This window comes from Jatrophihabitans cynanchi (assembly GCF_027247405.1).
GTDB lineage: Bacteria > Actinomycetota > Actinomycetes > Mycobacteriales > Jatrophihabitantaceae > Jatrophihabitans_B > Jatrophihabitans_B cynanchi.
On sequence record NZ_CP097463.1, the window covers coordinates 303,717 to 322,388 of the forward strand.

General features: G+C 72.9%; 16 protein-coding genes. 7 read left to right on the forward strand and 9 right to left on the reverse strand.

The window, feature by feature from the left end; genetic code table 11:
* Nucleotides 1–4 precede the first annotated feature (4 nt).
* The 4 genes from hflX to M6B22_RS01445 are packed head-to-tail and all read right to left on the reverse strand — an operon-like array spanning nucleotide 5 to nucleotide 3,941.
* Nucleotides 5–1,441 (reverse strand): GTPase HflX, encoded by a 1,437-nt coding sequence (gene hflX / locus M6B22_RS01430; RefSeq protein WP_269443985.1) that lies wholly within the window; start codon nucleotides 1,439–1,441, stop codon nucleotides 5–7.
* A 31-nt stretch (nucleotides 1,442–1,472) separates the two neighbouring features.
* Nucleotides 1,473–2,333 carry a diaminopimelate epimerase gene (gene dapF / locus M6B22_RS01435; protein ID WP_269443986.1) on the reverse strand — a complete coding sequence of 287 codons (861 nt, stop codon included), beginning with the start codon at nucleotides 2,331–2,333 and terminating at the stop codon, nucleotides 1,473–1,475.
* Between the two features lie 2 nt (nucleotides 2,334–2,335).
* The gene (gene miaA / locus M6B22_RS01440; RefSeq protein ID WP_407935583.1) at nucleotides 2,336–3,274 is read right to left on the reverse strand and encodes a tRNA (adenosine(37)-N6)-dimethylallyltransferase MiaA; all 939 of its coding nucleotides are present in this window, start codon (nucleotides 3,272–3,274) and stop codon (nucleotides 2,336–2,338) included.
* Nucleotides 3,234–3,941 carry a class III extradiol ring-cleavage dioxygenase family protein gene (locus tag M6B22_RS01445; RefSeq protein ID WP_269443988.1) on the reverse strand — a complete coding sequence of 236 codons (708 nt, stop codon included), beginning with the start codon at nucleotides 3,939–3,941 and terminating at the stop codon, nucleotides 3,234–3,236. Before M6B22_RS01445 ends, miaA begins: the two co-directional genes overlap by 41 nt.
* Nucleotides 3,942–4,007: 66 nt before the next feature.
* Between M6B22_RS01445 and M6B22_RS01450 the strand changes: the two genes are divergently transcribed.
* On the forward strand, nucleotides 4,008–5,192 hold the full coding sequence (locus tag M6B22_RS01450) for a DUF349 domain-containing protein (RefSeq protein WP_269443989.1): 1,185 nt from the start codon (nucleotides 4,008–4,010) through the stop codon (nucleotides 5,190–5,192).
* A 49-nt stretch (nucleotides 5,193–5,241) separates the two neighbouring features.
* Nucleotides 5,242–5,700 (forward strand): limonene-1,2-epoxide hydrolase family protein, encoded by a 459-nt coding sequence (locus M6B22_RS01455; RefSeq protein ID WP_269443990.1) that lies wholly within the window; start codon nucleotides 5,242–5,244, stop codon nucleotides 5,698–5,700.
* A 20-nt stretch (nucleotides 5,701–5,720) separates the two neighbouring features.
* Here M6B22_RS01455 and miaB read toward each other — a convergent pair whose 3' ends face one another.
* Nucleotides 5,721–7,130, reverse strand: coding sequence for a tRNA (N6-isopentenyl adenosine(37)-C2)-methylthiotransferase MiaB (miaB, locus tag M6B22_RS01460; protein WP_269443991.1), 1,410 nt, complete (start codon nucleotides 7,128–7,130; stop codon nucleotides 5,721–5,723).
* Between the two features lie 87 nt (nucleotides 7,131–7,217).
* Here miaB and M6B22_RS01465 point away from each other — a divergent pair, with 87 nt between their 5' ends.
* The gene (locus M6B22_RS01465) at nucleotides 7,218–7,439 is read left to right on the forward strand and encodes a hypothetical protein (RefSeq protein WP_269443992.1); all 222 of its coding nucleotides are present in this window, start codon (nucleotides 7,218–7,220) and stop codon (nucleotides 7,437–7,439) included.
* 182 nt (nucleotides 7,440–7,621) lie between these two features.
* Here M6B22_RS01465 and rny read toward each other — a convergent pair whose 3' ends face one another.
* The 4 genes from rny to M6B22_RS01485 all read right to left on the reverse strand — a co-directional run bounded on the left by rny (nucleotide 7,622) and on the right by M6B22_RS01485 (nucleotide 11,629).
* A complete protein-coding gene (gene rny / locus M6B22_RS01470) occupies nucleotides 7,622–9,355 on the reverse strand; it encodes a ribonuclease Y (protein ID WP_269443993.1) in 1,734 nt (577 codons plus the stop codon).
* Nucleotides 9,356–9,603: 248 nt separating this feature from the next.
* Entirely contained in the window at nucleotides 9,604–10,197 is a 594-nt protein-coding gene (locus M6B22_RS01475) for a regulatory protein RecX (protein ID WP_269443994.1), read from the reverse strand.
* A 3-nt stretch (nucleotides 10,198–10,200) separates the two neighbouring features.
* Nucleotides 10,201–11,244: a recombinase RecA gene (gene recA, locus M6B22_RS01480; RefSeq protein ID WP_269443995.1), complete on the reverse strand. Its 1,044-nt coding sequence runs from the start codon at nucleotides 11,242–11,244 to the stop codon at nucleotides 10,201–10,203.
* A gap of 193 nt (nucleotides 11,245–11,437) precedes the next feature.
* A complete protein-coding gene (locus M6B22_RS01485) occupies nucleotides 11,438–11,629 on the reverse strand; it encodes a DUF3046 domain-containing protein (RefSeq protein WP_269443996.1) in 192 nt (63 codons plus the stop codon).
* Nucleotides 11,630–11,768: 139 nt separating this feature from the next.
* Here M6B22_RS01485 and M6B22_RS01490 point away from each other — a divergent pair, with 139 nt between their 5' ends.
* From M6B22_RS01490 to M6B22_RS01505, 4 genes are all read left to right on the forward strand, one after another.
* Nucleotides 11,769–12,338, forward strand: coding sequence for an isochorismatase family protein (locus M6B22_RS01490; RefSeq protein WP_269443997.1), 570 nt, complete (start codon nucleotides 11,769–11,771; stop codon nucleotides 12,336–12,338).
* Between the two features lie 10 nt (nucleotides 12,339–12,348).
* Nucleotides 12,349–13,257, forward strand: a complete 909-nt coding sequence (locus tag M6B22_RS01495; RefSeq protein ID WP_269443998.1) for a GlxA family transcriptional regulator — start codon at nucleotides 12,349–12,351, stop codon at nucleotides 13,255–13,257.
* A gap of 66 nt (nucleotides 13,258–13,323) precedes the next feature.
* Nucleotides 13,324–13,956 (forward strand): GNAT family N-acetyltransferase, encoded by a 633-nt coding sequence (locus tag M6B22_RS01500; RefSeq protein WP_269443999.1) that lies wholly within the window; start codon nucleotides 13,324–13,326, stop codon nucleotides 13,954–13,956.
* Nucleotides 13,957–14,031: 75 nt separating this feature from the next.
* Complete coding sequence (locus tag M6B22_RS01505; RefSeq protein ID WP_269444000.1) at nucleotides 14,032–18,669, forward strand: ATP-dependent helicase; 4,638 nt, start codon at nucleotides 14,032–14,034, stop codon at nucleotides 18,667–18,669.
* The last annotated feature ends 3 nt before the right edge of the window (nucleotides 18,670–18,672 follow it).

Below are 18,672 nucleotides of genomic sequence, written 5' to 3' on the forward strand. Positions count from 1 at the left end.
GATCCTACGTCAGCGGCGCCGAGACGAACGGTTCCAGTGCCGCCGCCAGCCCCGGACCGACGCGGGCGTGCAGCCGCGTCCCGTCGGCGGTGTGCTCGGTCGCCAGCACTTCGGCACTGTCGTGCACCCGCGCCACCAGGTCGCCGCGGTCGTACGGGACGAGCACGTTCAGCTCCACGTCCGGCCGCGGCAGGCGCTGCTCGATCCGCGCGCGCAGCTCGTCCAGCCCCGCGCCGGTCCGGGCCGAGACGAACACGGCGTCCGGGGCCAGGTGCCGCAGCCGAAGCAACGCGTCCGGCTCGGCGGCGTCCACCTTGTTGAACACCAACTGCTCGGGGACGCCGAGCGCGTCGATCTCGGCGAGGACCTCGCGCACCGCGCGGATCTGCGCCTGCGGGTCGGCGTCGGCGGCATCCACGACGTGCAGGATCAGGTCGGCGTCGGCCACCTCCTCCAGCGTCGAGCGGAACGCCTCGACCAGCTGGGTGGGCAGGTGCCGCACGAAGCCGACGGTGTCGGCCAGCGTGTACGGCCGACCGTCCGAGGCCTGGCAGCGCCGGACGGTGGGATCCAGCGTGGCGAACAACGCGTTCTCGACGAGCACGCCGGCGTCGGTGAGCCGGTTCAGCAGCGAGGACTTGCCCGCGTTCGTGTAGCCGGCCAGCGCGACCCCGGGCACCTGCCGGTCGACCCGCCGGGCGCGCTTGACGTCCCGGGCCGTCTTCATCCCGGCGATCTGGGCGCGCAGCTTGGCCATCCGCGAGTTGATCCGGCGGCGGTCGATCTCGATCTTCGTCTCGCCCGGGCCACGGCCGCCGATGCCCACGCCTCCGGCCGCCCGGCCGCCGACCTGCCGGGACAGCGACTCGCCCCAGCCGCGCAGTCGGGGCAGCAGGTACTGCAGCTGCGCCAGCTCGACCTGCGCCTTGCCCTCCTTCGAGCGCGCGTGCTGGGCGAAGATGTCCAGGATCAGCGCGGTCCGGTCGACCACCTTGACCTTGACGACCTCCTCCAGTTGACGCAGCTGTCCGGGCGCGAGTTCGCCGTCGCAGACCACCGTGTCCGCCCCCTCAGCCAGCACGACGTCGCGCAACTCCTTGGCCTTGCCCGAACCGATGTAGGTCGCCGGGTCGGGCCGGTCGCGCCGCTGGATCAGCCCGGCGAGCACCAGCGAGCCGGCCGTCTCGGCCAGCCGGCCCAGCTCGGCCAGTGAGTTCTCGGCCTCCACCAGCGTGCCGCTCGTCCAGACCCCGACCAGCACCACCCGCTCCAGGCGCAGCTGGCGGTACTCGACCTCGGTGACGTCGGTGAGCTCGGTCGAGAGCCCGGCGACCCGGCGCAGCGCCTGCCGCTCGGCGAGTTCATAGTCGCCGGTGGTGCGAGCGGTGGTGTCGCCTGCCGGGTCGTCCGCGGCGTAGCGGTGATCGTCGAATTCGTTCATCACCTCCATCGTGACACGCCGGGCGAGATTATTAGGCCGAACCGGCCGCGGCGAGGGCCGCCTCCAGCCATGAGTCGTCCAGGTCGAGTTCGGCGACGATCACCGCGGGACCGGACAGCAGCACGGTCCCGTCCGCTCGCCAGGTGACCGAGCAGCTGCCTCCCGGGACCTGCACCTGCCACACCGTGTCGTCGCGTTCGCTGCCTTCAGCGGTGGCCGCGGCGACGACGGCGGCGCAGATCCCGGTGCCGCAGGACTGCGTCTCGCCGACCCCCCGCTCGTGCACCCGCATCAGCAGCTGCCGCGGACCGGTGCGTACGACGAACTCGACGTTCTGTCCGCCGGGCCGGGCCGGCTCGACCAGTGGCGGGTCGGACAGTTCGAGCGCGGCCAGGTCGGCAGGCTCGCCGACCTCGACGACGACGTGCGGGTTGGGCAGCTCCACCCGGGCCCCGGGGGTCGGCGGCAGGGGCGCGGCGGTGACGACCGGCCGGTCGGCAAGGACCCGGGGCTGACCCATGTCGACGGTGATCACACCGTCGGCACCGGTCTGCACGCGCACGATCCCGCCGCGTGTCGCCACCGCCGCATCGTGATCAACGACGCAGGCTCGCTGAAGGTATGCCATGAACACCCGCACGCCGTTCCCGCACATCTCGGCGAGCGAGCCGTCGGCGTTGCGGTAGTCCATGAAGAACTCCGCATCGGCGGCGTAGCGGGCGCCGTCCGGATCCTTCGCGGCCCGCACCACGCGCAGCACGCCGTCGGCGCCGATCCCGGTGTGCCGGGCGCAGAGCGCACGCACCAACTCGGGGGTCAGCTCGAGCGCGCCGTCGAGGTCGGGCACCAGGACGAAGTCGTTCCCGGTTCCGTGGCCCTTGAGCACGCGCATGGTTACAGGGTATTCGCCACGTCCGCGACCAGGCCGCCGGCGGCGGCGTCGAACCACCGGATGCGCGGGTCGCGGCCGAACCAGGACCGCTGCCGGCGTACGAAGCGGCGGGTGGCCCGGATCGTCGCCTCGACCGCCTCGCCCAAATCGCCGGTCAGCTCGCCGTCGCGGTCGAGGCAGCCGAGCAGTTGCGCGTAGCCGAGGGCCTTGCCCGCGGTCGGGCTGGTCCGCAGCCCGCGCGGCAACAGGGCGCGCACCTCGTCCAGCAGCCCGGCGCTCATCATCGCGTGCACCCGCAGCGCCACCCGCTCGTCCAGGTCGGCACGATCCAGTCCCACCTGCACGGTGTCGTAGATCGACTCGAAGTCCGGCATCGTCGCGGTGAACGGCCGCCCGGTGAGCTCGATGACCTCCAGGGCGCGGACGATGCGCCGCCCGTTGCTCGGCAGGATCGCGGCCGCGGCGGCCGGGTCGGCAGCGGCCAGACGGCGGTGCAGCGCCGCCGGGCCGGCCACGTGGAGTTCGGCGTGCAGCCGGGCACGGATCTGCGGAGATTCGCCGGGGAACTCCAGCCGGTCCAGCGCCCCGCGCAGGTACAGCCCGGAGCCGCCGACCAGGATCGGGACGCGGCCGCGGGCGTGGATCTCGCCGATCGCGGCCCGCGCCAGCTGCTGGTACTCGGCCACCGCGGCCGACTTGCTGATCGGCCACACGTCCAGCAGGTGGTGCGGTACCCCGCCGCGCCGCTCGGGCGGCAGCTTCGCGGTGCCGATGTCCATGCCGTCGTACAGCTGCATCGAGTCGGCGTTGACGATCTCCCCGTCCAGCTGCTGGGCGAGCGCGACCGCGAGGTCGGACTTGCCGGTAGCGGTCGGCCCGACCACGGCGACCACGCGCGACTCAGCCACCCGCGGTCCAGGCCGCGACGAAGTAGCCGACACCGTAGGGCGCCTCGGCGTAGAGCACGGTGCCCGTGTACGGCGCGCCTTCGAGCAGCCGGCCCGCGGCGCGCCAGGCCGGGACCCCGGCGGCGAGCAGCTCCGCGCCCAAGGCACCGTCCAGTGCGCTCAGCGCGGCGGCGTCGCCACCGGCCAGCGCCGCCTCGACGGCGGCGTCGAAGGGCTCGGCTCGTTCGTCCAGGTAGCCGGGCGCGGCCCGGCTGCGCCGGGCGCTGCCGTCGCCGAGTACCAGCAGCGCGACGTCGCGCGCCCCGGTGAGTTCGTCCAGTTCGCGCGCCGCGAGGCTGGTGGCGAAGTCCTGGCCGACGGCGAACGCCACCGCGCCGCTGTCCGGTCCCAGGGCGTCACGCACCAGCCACGCGCCGACCGTGAGCGACGGGGGCAGTTCCGCGGCAGCGTCATCGGGGGCGCGCGCGCCGAGGGGCACGTCGCCGGCGACCCCGAACGCGGCCAGGTTGCCGCGCGCCTGCGGCGGGTACGACCGCGACACCGGTCCGGCGCCCAGCAGCACGAGCTGCCTACCGGCGCCGACCCGCTCGATTGCGGTGCGGCACGCGGCGCGCAACCGGTCGAGTTCGGCGGCGGCGCCGACCGCCACGTGCGGGAGCAGAAGCGGCGGTTGCGGACAGAACGCGGCGCCCGAGATCACCGCAGCAGGCTATCGGGCGCCGAGGTCCGCGCGCAGCGGGCGCCTGATCGTGTTCAATGACCAGTCATGGGCTCGGAGTGGGGACGCATCGACGTGGACGGCACCGTCTACGTCAAGACAGCTGACGGCGAACGCGAGATCGGCTCGTGGCAGGCGGGCGACGCGGAGGCCGGGCTGGCTTTCTACGAGCGCCGCTACGAGGACCTCGCGACCGAGGTGACGCTGCTCGAGCAGCGGCTGGCCTCCGGTGCCGGGGACCCGTCGTCCACACGCACCCACGCCGTCGCGATCAAGGATCAGCTGCCCACCGTCGCCGCCATCGGCGACCTCGCCGCGCTGGACACCCGGCTGGACGCGCTCCTCGCCGCGGCCGAGACCAAGGCCAGCGAGCACGCGGCGGCGCGGCAACAGGCGCGCGCGGACGCGATCGCGGCGAAGGAGGCGCTGGCCGCCGAGGCCGAGCAGATCGGCGAGTCCTCGACGTCGTGGAAGGCCTCCGGGGACCGGTTGCGCGCGATCGTCGAGGAGTGGAAGCAGATCAAAGGCATCGACCGCAAGACCGACGACGCGCTGTGGAAGCGCTTCGCGGCCGCGCGCGATGCGTTCGGACGGCGCCGCGGTCAACACTTCGCCAAACTTGACGCCGAGCGCGGATCGGCCAAGGAGGTCAAGGAGGAGCTCATCGCCCGGGCCGAGGAGCTGTCCCAGTCCGCCGACTGGAAGGCCACCGCGACGACGATGCGCGAGCTGATGACCCAGTGGAAGGCCGCGGGACGGGCCTCGCGCGATGTGGAGGACGCGCTGTGGGCCCGGTTCCGCGCGGCGCAGGACGCCTTCTTCGCGCGCCGCTCGGGGGTGTTCGCCGAGCGCGACGCCGAGCAGCAGGAGAACAAGCAGAAGAAGGAAGCGATCATCGCCCAGGCCGAGGCGCTGGACCTCGGGGACGCGAAGGCAGCCCAGGCCGCGCTGCGTGACCTGCAGGCCCGCTTCGACGAGATCGGCCACGTGCCGCGCGACTCGATGGCCCGCATCGACGCCCGGATGCGGGCCGCCGAGCAGCGGGTGCGCGACGCCGTGGACACCGAGTGGCGGCGCGGCAGCGTGGAGTCGAACCCGTTCCTGGCGGCACTGCGCGAGCGGCTCGCCGAGGCCGAGGCGAAGTTGGAGCGCGCCCGCAAGGCCGGCGACGCCGACCGGATCGCCCGCGCCGAGGCCGAGGTCGCGCAGCGCCGCGCCCTCATCCCTGAGTAGCAACGTCGGCTCATCCCGACCTGACGCAGATATCCGTAACATCGCGTCAATGACACCGAATCCGCCGCCGGACGCCCAGGCGACCGTCATCGCGTTCCTGACCGCGCTCGCCGCATCCGACGTCGAGGGCGCCGGCGCGCTGCTGGCCGAGGACGTCGTGTACGCGAATGTGGGGCTGCCGACCATTCGCGGCCGGCGGGGCGTGCTTCGCGTGCTCGGGCCGCTGGCCGGCCATCGCGCGCGGTTCGAGGTCTACCTGCATGCGGTCGCCGCCGACGGGGCACAGGTGCTCACCGAACGCACCGACGTGATCGAGTTCGGCCGGCTGCGGTTCCAGTTCTGGGTGGCCGGCCGGTTCGACGTGCACGACGGCCGGATCACGCTGTGGCGGGACGCCTTCGACTTCCTCGACTGCACCCGGGCCGCGGTGCGTGGCCTGATCGGCGCGCTCGTGCCCGCGCTGCGACCCGGGCCGCCGGCCACGTCCGGTCCCCCGGGGCGGCACTGACCGCAGCGGGTCGCGGGCGGTCAGGCCGGGCGGGTCCCGATGCTGAGCAGTTGCGGTTTCGGCGCCGGGTGGGCGTCGGCACGCTCGGCGCCACGCCAGCGCCGGTGCGCGGTGATGCCGGCGTCGGCCACGAGGTGGTGCGGCGCGGCATAGGTGACCGCGGCGGTGATCGTGTCCCCCGGCGCGGCGTCACCGGCAACATGCACCAGCCTGCCGTCCCGCGCCCGGCCGGACACCCGGCCGGTCGCGCCGTCCTTGCGCCCGCCCGCATCGTTGACGAGCACCTCGACGTCGGCGCCGACCAGCGCCTTCGCGGCGTCCCAGGAGAGCTGCTCCTGCAGCGCGATCAGCCGCTCGTACCGCTCCTGCACCACCTGCTTGGGCACCTGGCCGGCCATCTCGGCAGCCGGGGTCCCCGGCCGCTTGGAGTACTGGAAGGTGAACGCGCTGGCGAAGCGGGCCGCGCGCACCACGTCCAGCGTCTGCTCGAAGTCCGCCTCGGTCTCGCCGGGAAACCCGACGATGATGTCGGTGGTGATCGCCGCGTGCGGCATGGCGGCACGGACCCGGTCGATGATGCCCAGGTAGCGCTCCTGCCGGTACGAGCGGCGCATCGCCTTGAGCACCGCGTCCGATCCGGACTGCATCGGCATGTGCAGTTGCGGCATCACGTTGGGCGTCTCGGCCATCGCGGCGATCACGTCGTCGGTGAAGTCGCGCGGGTGCGGGCTGGTGAACCGCACCCGCTCCAGCCCGTCGATCCCGCCGCAGGCGCGCAGCAGCTTGCCGAACGCGAGCCGGTCGCCGAACGAGCGGCCGTAGGAGTTCACGTTCTGCCCGAGCAGGGTGACCTCGACGACGCCCTGCTCGACCAGGGCGCGGATCTCGGCCAGAACGTCGCCCGGCCGGCGGTCGGTCTCGGTGCCGCGCAGCGAGGGGACGATGCAGAACGTGCACGTGTTGTCACAGCCCACGGACACCGACACCCAGGCGCTGAAGGCCGATTCGCGACGGCTGGGCAGGTCGGACGGGAAGTTCTGCAGCGCCTCGACGATCTCGACCTGCGCTTCACGGTTGTGCCTCGCACGCTCGAGCAGCACCGGCAGTGCAGCCAGGTTGTTGGTGCCGAAGACGACGTCCACCCACGGCGCCTTCTCGAGGATCCGGCCGCGGTCCTTCTGCGCCAGGCAGCCGCCGACCGCGATCTGCAGGTCCGGGTTCTGCTGCTTGGCCGGGTACAGGTGACCGAGGTTGCCGTACAGCCGGTTGTCGGCGTTCTCGCGCACCGCGCAGGTGTTGAACACGACCAGGTCCGGCGCGCCGGTCTCGTCGCGCGTGTAGCCGGCACCCTCCAGCAGCCCGGCCAGCCGCTCGGAGTCATGGACGTTCATCTGGCACCCGTAGGTGCGGATCTGATAGGTGCGTCCCACTGAACCCTCTGCTCTTGACCAGCTGTCGGCGTCAACGCCTGCTCGATGCACTCGAGGATACGGGCCGGCCGGTGGTCCAATGGTTCGGTGAGCCTCTCGGACGCGGACGTGGCAGCGCTGGCCCGCGAAGCGGTCGACCACAAGGACCCGCGGTTGGACGTGCACATCGCGCCGGTGGCGCAGGACGACCCGTACCGCTTCGGCGCGGCGGCCTGGACGGTGAGCGCCGGCGGTGCGAGCAGCTACATCACCGCGACGATGAGCTGGCGCGAGGCGCTGGACAAGCTGATCGCCGACCTCGGCAGCTGATCGACTCTGCGCCGCTTCCCCCCACCTTGTCACCTTCGCGGCGCTTCCCCCACCGTCTGACCAACTTTGCGCCGCTTCCCCCACGCTGTCACGAGATCCGGGCGCTGGATTTCGTCCCTCGGTGGGGGGAGCGGGACGGTCGGTGGGCGGGCACACCTGGCACACCGTGGGGTAAGCGCTGGTCAGTGCGCGATCTCGGTCGAGCGTGATTCGCGCACCACGGTGACCCGGATCTGGCCGGGGTAGGTGAGTTCGTCCTCGATCTGCTTGGCGATCTCGCGGGCGATCACCTGCGCGGCCAGGTCGTCCACCTCGGTGGGCTGCACCATCACCCGAACCTCCCGGCCGGACTGCATCGCGAAGACCTTCTCCACCCCCTCTTTCGCGGTGGCGATCTGTTCGATGCGGGCCAGCCGCTTGACGTAGTTCTCCAGCGACTCGCGGCGGGCGCCGGGCCGCGCGGCCGAGCAGGTGTCCGAGGCCTGGGTGAGCACCGCCTCGATGGTGCGCGGCTGCACCTCGTTGTGGTGCGCCTCCACGGCGTGCGCCACGGCCTCGGTCTCGCCGTATTTTCGCAGCAGCTCGGCGCCGATCAGGGCGTGGCTGCCCTCGACCTCGTGGGTGAGCGCCTTGCCGATGTCGTGCAGGAACGCGCAGCGCTTCACCAGGGTCGGCTCGATGCCCAGTTCGGCCGCCATCACGCCGGCGATGTGCGCGGTCTCCATCAAGTGGCCGAGGACGTTCTGGCCGTAGCTGGTGCGGTATTTCAGCCGGCCCAGCGTCGGCAGCAGCCGCTCGTCCAGGTCATGGACGCCGACATCGGCGAGGGCGTCCCGGGCTGCCCGCAGGCAGAGCGCTTCGACCTCGGTCTTGCTCTGCTCGTACGCCTCCTCGATGCGATGCGGGTGGATCCGGCCGTCCAGGATGAGCTTGTCCAGGGTGAGTCGGCCGATCTCGCGGCGCACCGGATCGAAGCAGCTGAGCAGCACCGCTTCGGGCGTGTCGTCGATGATGACGTTGACGCCGGTGACCGACTCGAAGGCGCGGATGTTGCGCCCCTCGCGGCCGATGATGCGGCCCTTCATGTCATCGGCCGGCAGGTGCAGCACGCTGACCACGGTTTCGGTCGTTTGCTCGCTGGCGACCCGCTGTACCGCCTCGGCGACGATGGCGCGGGCCCGTTCGGTGCCCTCGGTGCGGGCTTCGTTCTCGATGGTGCGTACCAGCTGGGCGGCGTCGCGGCGTGCAGTGATCTCGACGCCGGCCAGCAACTCGGCCCGCGCCTGCTCGGCCGTCAGTCCGGCGATGCGGGCCAACTCACGCTCGTGTTCGGCGCCGCGGGCACGCAGCTCGGCATCGCGCCGCGCCAGGTCGCTCTCCGCGCTGGCAAGTTCTGCCTGACGCTCGGCGAGCAGGCGGGCGGCATTCTCCAGTTCGGCCGCTTCGGCGCTCAGCCGGGACCCGTCGGCGGCGAGCGCTGCTTCACGTTCGTCCAGCCGGCGGGACTGCGCCTGCAGGTCAGCTCGCGCCCCGTCCAGCTCCGCGCCCAGCCGCGCGGCCACCGCCTCACCCTGGCGCCGGCCGTCGGCGATCGCAGCCTCGGCCTCAGCCGCGGCGCGGGCGCGGATCGACTCGGCGTCGGCGTGCACGCTCTGCAGCTCGGACTTGGCGGCCCGACGGACGGCCTCGGCCTCGGTCTCGGCGGCCCGGCGCAATGCGTCGGCTTCGGCAACGGCCCGGCGCCGGGTGGCCTCGGTCTCGGCGCTCGCGAGCGTGTCGCCGGCGCCCTCGGTGGCGCCGGTAGCGTGGCCACCGCGCCTGCCGCCGCCCGAACTGCTCCGACGGCTGTAGGCCTGGATGAACAGAACGCCCAGGATGAACACCGCTCCGACCGCCGCGTACCAGACCCCGTTCACTGTCTTCTCCCGTCCGCAGTCGAACCATCGGTCCAGGAAACGCGGGGTGCGGGCAGTCTGCGGGTTGCCTGATCGGGACGCCGCGCTGGACGCGCGGCGCCGGGGCTTCCGCCGGTTCGGGCTCCTTTCGTGCGCTGCCGTCGTGGTGCTATCAACGAATCGTGCGCTACGGGCGGTTCATCCCGCCCGGCACGATCATGGTGCGTTGTTCCTGGTACCCCTGAGGTTAGGAACGCGCGTCACACAAATCAAGTAAGGTCCGCAGCCGCGTCGTCAAGCGTGCTCGTGTCCGCCATGGCTGCGGCCAGCGCCTCGCGGACCACCTCGTGCGCCAGGCCGGCGGGATAGCCCCGGCGACCGAGCAACCCGACCAGGCGGCGGGCCTGCGCCTGCGGGTCGAGACCGCTGAGCGAGCGCAACTTCTTTGCCACCAGGGTCCGGGCGGCCGCGTACTCGCTGTCCCGGTCGATCGGGCCCAGCGCGGCGGCGACGACCTGCTCGTCGAGGCCGCGGCGGCGCAGCTTGACGGCAACCGCACGGCGGGCCAGGCCGCGCTCGCGGTGCTGGGCCAGCGCGAAGGTACCGGCCAGCGCCTCGTCGTCGATCAGTCCGACCTCGGCGAAGCGATCCAGCACCGCGGCCGCCGGCTCGTCCGGCACGCCCTTCCTGCGCAGCGCGTCGGCGAGCTCGGCACGGGTGCGGGCGCGCTGATCCAGCAGCCGCAGGCAGATCGTCCGGGCGACCGTCTCGGGGTCCCCCGGGGGACCGAGCGCCTTCTCGTCCTCCGGGGGCACCTCGTCCTCCGGGTGCGCCTCGACCGCCGGCTGCGCCTCGAAGGGCATGGGCTAGAAGTCCACCGGGGTGACGTCGATGGGCGCGCTGTCGTCGAGCTTGGCCCCGACGCCCAGCTTCTCCTTGATCTTCTTCTCGATCTCGTCGGCGAGGTCGGGGTTGTCGCGCAGGAAGTTGCGGACGTTCTCCTTGCCCTGACCGAGCTGATCGGTGTCGTAGGTGTACCAGGCGCCGGACTTCTTGATCAGTCCCTGCTCGACGCCGACGTCGATCAGCGAGCCCTCTCGGCTGATGCCCTGCCCGTAGACGATGTCGAACTCGGCCTGCTTGAACGGCGGCGCCACCTTGTTCTTGACCACCTTCACCCGGGTCCGGTTGCCGACCGCGTCGCCGCCGTCCTTGAGCGTCTCGATCCGGCGCACGTCCAGCCGCACCGACGCGTAGAACTTCAGCGCCTTGCCACCGGTCGTCGTTTCCGGGCTGCCGAACATGACGCCGATTTTTTCACGAAGCTGGTTGATGAAGATGGCGGTGGTCCCGGTGTTGCTGAGGGCGCCGGTGATCTTGCGCAGCGCCTGGCTCATCAGCCGGGCCTGCAGTCCGACGTGGCTGTCGCCCATCTCGCCCTCGATCTCGGCCCGCGGCACCAGCGCGGCCACCGAGTCGACCACCACGATGTCGATCGCGCCGGAGCGGATCAGCATGTCCATGATCTCCAGCGCCTGCTCGCCGGTGTCCGGCTGGCTGACCAGCAGCGCGTCGGTGTCGACGCCGAGCGCCTTGGCGTAGTCCGGGTCCAGCGCGTGCTCGGCGTCGATGAACGCCGCGGTACCGCCGTTGGCCTGCGCGTTGGCGACCGCGTGCAGGGCCACCGTGGTCTTGCCCGAGCTCTCCGGCCCGTAGATCTCGATCACCCGGCCGCGGGGCAAGCCGCCGATGCCGAGCGCGACGTCCAGCGCGATCGAGCCGGTCGGGATGACCTCGATCGGTGCGGCCGTGCGATCTCCCAGGCGCATGACCGCGCCCTTGCCGTGCTGCTTCTCGATCTGTGCCATGGCGACGTCGAGCGCCTTGCCCTTGTCGAAACCTGCTGCCATGAAAGACACCTCTTCGTCAGTCGTGGTTGTTCGTCAGTAGTGGGCCGGCGTGCCCTGCTTGTCGGGGACGTTAGGCCGGTGGTCCGACAACTTCGCGCAGAACCGCGCCGCTGTGGACAACTGGCCCGTTGTGGAAAGCTTAGGCGAACACCTGTTCGATGGTGGTAACGGCGCGCGCGACACGCCGGAGCGTTCAGCGCAGGTGACCCGGCACGTCCAGTTCGGCACACACCGCGCGCCACACCACCTTGGCCTCATCGCCCCGGGCGAGCGCCTCGTCCACCGTCGCGCCGAGCGCCGTGAGCCGGTAGTCGGCGGCCACGCTGCGGGCATAGGCGGTACCGAACCGCGCCTCCATCCGGCTCCAGAACTCGGTCAATCGCACCGGCCCAGGGTAGGGTGCGCCGGCCACCGGGGCGTCCAACGACTGCGGGGAGCCGCACGACCCTGTTGGCCAGATCGTTCCGGATGATGCCCCGATCCTGCCTGGCCGGCTGCCCGGGCGACCGGCCAGGATGCCTGGTATGCAGACAGCGCTCCTCGTCATCGACGTCCAAGAGTCCTTCCGGCAGCGCGCTGCCGACTGGCAGGCGAGAGCCAATCCGGGTGTGGTCGAGCAGGTCGGGAGGTTGGTCGACAACGCCCGGGCCGCCGGCGACCTCGTCGTGTGGGTGCTGCACACCGAGCCCGGCTCGGGCGGAGTGTTCGACCCGGAGAAGGGCTTCGTCCGGCCGATCGACCCGCTCCAGCCGATCGCCGGCGAATCGTTGGTGCGCAAGACATCCATCAACGCCTTCACCACCACCAACCTGCAGCAGCAGCTCACCACCCACGGCGTGCGGGAGGTGGTGATCTGCGGCATCCGCACCGAGCAGTGCTGCGAGACCACCGCGCGGGTGGCGAACGACCTCGGCTACCGCGTGCTGTTCGTGGGCGACGCCACCACGACGTCCGCGATCACCGCCACGGACGGTCGGGTCGCGCTGAGCGGGCAGCAGATCATCGCCCGCACCGAAGCCGTCCTCGCCGCGCGCGAGTTCGCGACCGTCGTCAGCACGGACGAGGTGATAGCCCGCGCGGCCCTTCCGGCATGATGACCGGATCATGATCACAGTCGTCTTCTTCCTGGTGCCGGACGTGCACCTGCTGGACCTGGCCGGACCGGCTCAGGCGTTCTCGACCGCGGACGGGATGGGGCTGCACTACCGGCTTCACTACGTCGCGGACGCACCCGGCGTGCTCTCCGCGCAGGGGCTGCCACTGCAGGCGGACACCCACTGGCCACGGCTGAGTGCCCAGGATCTGGTGCTGGTGCCCGGCTGGCGGGGCGACACGCTGGCAGGCACCGGCCCGATCGGTACGGCGGCCCTCGATGCGCTGGCGGCCCATCACACCGCGGGCGGGACCGTGGCCAGCGTGTGCGCAGGTGCCGAGGCGCTCGGCCGGGCGGGCCTGCTGGACGGACGCCGGTGCACCACCCACCACGCCCACCAGGACGAGCTGGCGCGCCGGTACCCGCGAGCGCGCGTGGTGCGCGACGTGCTGTTCACCGAGGACGACGCGGTGGTGACCTCGGCCGGGATCGCCAGCGGCATCGACCTGTCACTGCACCTGATCGCCACCAGGCACGGCCCCGCTGCCGCCGCCCGAGTCGCCCGCTCGATGGTCGTGTACGCCCGGCGCAACGGCGACGCGGCACAGGTGAGCGCCCTGTTGCGGCACCGCGGTCACCTGCTCGATGCCGTCCATCGGGTACAGGACGTGATCGACGCCGAGTTCGATCGTCCGCTGCCGTTGACCCGCCTTGCCGCGACCGCGGGTGTCAGCGAGCGCACCCTGACCCGGCAGTTCCTGCGCGCGACCGGCACCACCCCGCTGCGCTACCAGCAATCGCTGCGGCTGGAACGGGCCGGCCAGCTGATCGCGCAGGGTGCCGGGATGGAGGCCGCGGCCCGCAGCGTCGGCTTCGAGGATGCCCGGATGCTGCGTCGGCTGCGCGCCGCCGCCGGCTGAACGACCGGTCCACCGGTGCGCACGCGGACCGGGCAAACTGCTTGGCGCCGCTGCCAAGATCGGGACGTGAGCCGCCCCGAAGCCTGGTACGCACTGCCCGTCCTGTCCGGCCGCCTCGTCCGCCTGGAACCGCTGGCGATCGAACACGCGCCGGGTTACCTCGCCGCTGCGGCATCCGGCGCGAACGCCGCGGAGGTCTTTCGCTGGCTGTCACCACCGCCGGGCGCGCCGACGCGCGAGCCGGTCACGCTGGCCGACGCCGAGGCGCACATCCTGGACGGGCTCGCGGCCCGGGCGCGCGGGCTGCGGTTCCCGTACGCGCAGCTGGACGCGGTGACCGGGGAGGTCGCTGGGACCACGTCCTACTACGAGGTCAACCCGGCGCTGCGGGCGATCGCGATCGGGCACACCTGGCTCGGCAAGCGCTGGTGGCGCACCGGCCACAACACCGAGTCCAAACTGCTGATGCTCACACACGCGTTCGACCGCCTCGGCGCGTCGCGCGTCGTCTGGCACACCGACATCTACAACGAGCGCTCGCAGGCGGCGATCGAGCGCCTCGGCGCCCGCAAGGAGGGCGTGCTGCGTAAGCACCGGATCCGGTGGGACGGCTCGTGGCGCGACACCGTCCAGTACGCCATGACGGACGACGACTGGCCGGCCACCCGCGATCGCCTCGCCGGCATGTTGGCCCGGTAGCAGGGTCATAAGCGGCGTGGCGACCCTGCTACGGGGCCAAGTGCCGCTGTCGGTCGCGCCAGGCAGACTGGACGGGTGAGCCGTCCGTCCCGATTCAGCCCGCCGACCGCGGCCTGGCTCGACGGCGCCTTCGCCGCTCCGACCCAGGCGCAGCTGGGCGCATGGGACGCGATCGGGCGCGGCGAGCACACCCTGGTGGTCGCGCCCACCGGGTCGGGCAAGACCCTGGCCGCGTTCTTGTCCGTGCTCGACCGGCTCGCCTCCGAGCCGCGGCCGGACGAGCCTGCGCCGCCGGACGAGCCTGCGCCGCCGGACGAGCCTGCGCCGCCGGACTCGCCCGCGCCGCCGGGGGCGTCCCCGCTCCGACGCTGCCGGGTGCTGTACGTGAGCCCGCTCAAGGCACTCGCCGTGGACGTCGAACGCAACCTGCGCTCGCCGCTGGCCGGCATCCGCCAGCACGCCGCCCGCCTCGGCCTGCCCGAGCCGGACATCACGGTCGCGATGCGCTCCGGCGACACCCCGGCCACCGAGCGGCGCGCCTTCGCGCGCCGCCCGGCCGACATCCTGATCACGACACCGGAATCGCTGTTCCTGCTGCTGACCTCGAGCGCGCGCGAGGCGCTGCGCGGGGTGGACACGGTGATCGTCGATGAGGTGCACGCGGTGTGCGCGACCAAGCGCGGCGCGCACCTGGCGCTGTCGCTGGAGCGGCTGGACGCGCTGCTCGAACGGCCCGCCCAGCGCATCGGGCTCTCGGCCACGGTCCGCCCGGTGGAGGAGGTCGCGGTCTTCCTCGCCGGGGGTCGCCCGGTCACGGTGGTGCAACCGCCCACCGAGAAGACGTTCGACCTGCAGGTGGTCGTCCCCATCGAGGACATGAGCAGCCTCGGGGAGGCGACCGACGACCTCACCGGTAGTGGCGCGGCCGCGCAGCGGCGCACCTCGATCTGGCCGCATGTCGAGGAGCGGGTGCTCGATCTGATCGAGCAGCACCGGTCCACGATCGTGTTCGCGAACTCGCGTCGCCTGGCCGAGCGGCTCACCGCCCGTCTGAACGAACTCGCAACCGAGCGCGCCGGGGCCGTGCAGGACCTCAGCGCGGTGCCGGCGCAGCTGATGGGCCAGGCCGGTGCCGGGCTGCCGGCCGGCCCGGTCACCGTCGCACGGGCCCACCACGGCTCGGTGTCCCGCGAGCAGCGGATGCTGGTCGAGGACGCGCTCAAGGCCGGTCGGCTGCCCGCGGTGGTGGCCACCTCGTCGCTCGAACTGGGCATCGACATGGGCGCCGTCGAGCTCGTCGTACAGGTCGAGTCGCCGCCGTCTGTGGCGTCCGGGCTGCAGCGGGTCGGCCGGGCCGGGCACCAGGTCGGTGCCGTCTCCCGCGGCGTCATCTTCCCGAAGTTCCGCGGCGACCTGCTCGAGTGCGCCGTGGTCGCCGAACGGATGCGCGCCGGCGCCATCGAATCGATGCGCTACCCGCGCAACCCGCTCGATGTGCTGGCCCAGCAGCTTGTTGCGATGCTGTGCATGGATCCGTGGACCGTCGACGAGGTCGAAGGGCTGATCCGCCGAGCCGCACCGTTCAGCGGCCTGCCGCGCAGTGCCCTCGAAGCCACCCTGGACATGCTCGCGGGCCGTTACCCGTCCGATGCGTTCGCCGAGCTGCGGCCCCGGCTGAACTGGGATCGGGTCACCGGCGAGCTCACCGCACGCCGTGGCGCCCAGCGGCTCGCCGTCACCAGTGGCGGCACGATCCCCGACCGCGGCATGTTCGGCGTCTTCCTGGCCGGTCAGGAGGGGCCGGGACGACGGGTCGGCGAGCTGGACGAGGAGATGGTGTACGAGTCCAGGGTCGGTGACGTGTTCCTGCTCGGCTCGTCCTCGTGGCTGATCCAGGACATCACGCACGACCGCGTCCTGGTCACGCCCGCGCCCGGCCAGGTGGGCCGGATGCCCTTCTGGAAGGGCGATTCGCCCGGCCGTCCGGTCGAGCTGGGCCGCGCCCTCGGGGCGTTCCTGCGCGAGGTGGCGAGCGCCTCGCCGGAGCTGGCCGCCGCTCGCGCCAGGGCCGCGGGCCTGGACGAGTGGGGGACGGCGAACCTGCTCGCCTACCTCGACGAGCAGCGTGCCGCGACCGGGCACCTGCCCGATGATCGCACCGTGCTCGTCGAGCGGTTCCGTGACGAGCTCGGCGACTGGCGGATGGTCGTGCACTCCCCCTTCGGCGCCCCGGTCAACGCACCGTGGGCGTTGGCGATCGGCGCCCGGCTGCGCGAGCGCTACGGGACGGACGTCGCCTCGATGCACTCCGACGACGGGATCGTGCTGCGGTTGCCGGACACCGACACCGAGCCTCCCCCGGGCGCCGAACTCGTCGCGTTCAACCCGGACGAGATCGCCGCCCTCGTCACCGCGGAGGTGGGCGGCTCGGCGCTGTTCGCCTCGCGCTTTCGCGAGTGCGCCGCGCGGGCACTGCTGCTGCCGCGCCGCGACCCACACCGCCGCACGCCACTGTGGCAGCAACGGCAACGCGCGAACCAGTTGCTGCAGGTCGCCGCCGAGTACGACGACTTCCCGATCGTGTTGGAAGCGATGCGCGAGTGCCTGCAGGACGTGTACGACGTGCCCGGCCTCACCTCACTGATGCGCGAGCTGGCCGGCCGCGATGTGCGGCTGGTCGAGATCGAGACACCGGCCGCCTCGCCGTTCGCGCGATCGCTGCTGTTCGGGTACGTCGGCATGTTCCTCTACGACGGCGACGCGCCGCTGGCCGAACGCCGCGCGCAGGCGCTGTCGCTCGACTCGGCACTGCTGGCCGAGCTGCTCGGCGCCACCGACCTGCGCGAACTGCTCGACCCGGACGCGTTGGCCGAGGTCGAGGCCGAGGTGGCGCGCCTCGCACCCGAACGCCACGCCCGCGGCGTGGACGGGGTGCACGACCTGCTGCGCGGGATCGGCGACCTGACCACCGCGGAGTCGATAGCGCGCGGCGCGACCGCGCAGGATCTCGCGGCGCTGGAGGCCGGGCGGCGCGCGATCCGGGTCCGCATCGCGGGCGAGCAACGCTGGCTGGCGATCGAGGACGCCGGCCGGGTGCGCGATGCGCTGGGCACCGCGCTGCCCGTCGGGGTTCCCGAGGCGTTCACCGAGGCGGTGCGCGATCCGCTCGGCGACCTGGTCGGGCGGTACGCGCGCACGCACGGCCCGTTCCACGCCGCCGACGTCGCGGCTCGTCTCGGGCTCGGCATCGCCGTGGTCGTGTCGGCGCTGGAACGGCTGGCTACGTCCGGGCGTCTGCTGCACGGGGAGTTCTCCCCGGGCGGCGTCGGCCTGGAGTGGTGCGACGCCGAGGTGCTGCGCGCGGTCCGGCGCAGGTCGCTCGCCGCGCTACGCCGCGAGGTCGAGCCGGTCGCGCCCGGCGCCCTGGGCCGGTTCGTTCCCGCCTGGCAAGGGGTCGGCGAGCGCACCACCCGCGGGGTGGACGGTGTGGCACGGGTGATCGAGCAGCTCGCCGGGCTGCGGCTGCCGGCGAGCGCGCTGGAAACGCTGGTGCTGCCCTCCCGCGTCGTCGACTACTCCCCCGCGCTGCTGGACGAGCTGACGCTGGCCGGCGAGGTGGTCTGGGCCGGCGCGGGCGGCCTCGGGACGCACGATTGCTGGGTGGCGCTCGCCCCGGCCGAGCTCGCGCCGCTCGTCCTGCCGCTCCCCGACGACGTGGCGGGCGCGGTGCCGGACGCGATCCGCGCGGCCCTGGACGGCGGGCAGGCGATGTTCTACCGGGCGCTGGCCGAGCGCAGCGGCAGCGAGGGCGACGAGGAAATCACCGCCGCGATCTGGGACCTGGTCCGCGCCGGCCTGCTCACCAACGACACCTTGGCGCCGGTCCGCGCCATGCTGGCGCCGGCCAGCCGCACCGCGCACTCACGACGGCCGCGCACGCCGCGGTCCCGGTACGGCCGGTACTCCGGCCTCGCGGGTCCCGGCGGCGCAGCGTCGGCCCAGCGGCCCGCCCCCTACGCGATGGGCGGGCGTTGGTCGGCCGTACCGGCACGCAACGCCGACCCGACCCTGCGTGCCCTCGCCGCCGCCGACGTGCTGCTCGACCGGCACGGCGTGCTCACCCGCGGCGCGGTCGCCGCCAGCGAGGTGAGCGGGGGCTTCGCTGCGGTGTACCCGGTGCTCAAGGCCGCCGAGGAGTCCGGACGGGTCCGCCGCGGCTACTTCGTCGAGGGGCTGGGCGCCGCGCAGTTCGCGCTGCCCGGCGCTGTCGACCGGCTGCGCGCGCACGGCCGCCCGGCGCCCGGTGGCTACGGACCGTCGGACGATCGCACCCCGGCCCCGGCGCTGGTGCTCGCCGCCACCGACCCGGCCAACCCGTACGGGGCGGCGTTGCCCTGGCCGGCGGCTCCACCGACGGAAACCGGCAGGGGTCACCAGCCGGCCCGCAAGGCCGGCGCGCTCACGGTCCTGGTGGACGGTGCCTGCGTCCTCTACGTCGAGCGCGGCGGGCGCACCCTGCTGTCCTTCAGTGACGACGCCACGGTGCTGCAACCGGCCGCCGACGCGCTGGCGCTGGCGGTCCGCGACGGGGCGCTCGGCAAGCTCGCCGTCGAGCGCGCCGACGGCATCCCGATCGCCGCCTCGGTCCTCGGCGACGCGCTGGCGGCCGCGGGATTCCGGCCGACACCCCGCGGGCTGCGGCTGCGGGGCTGACCG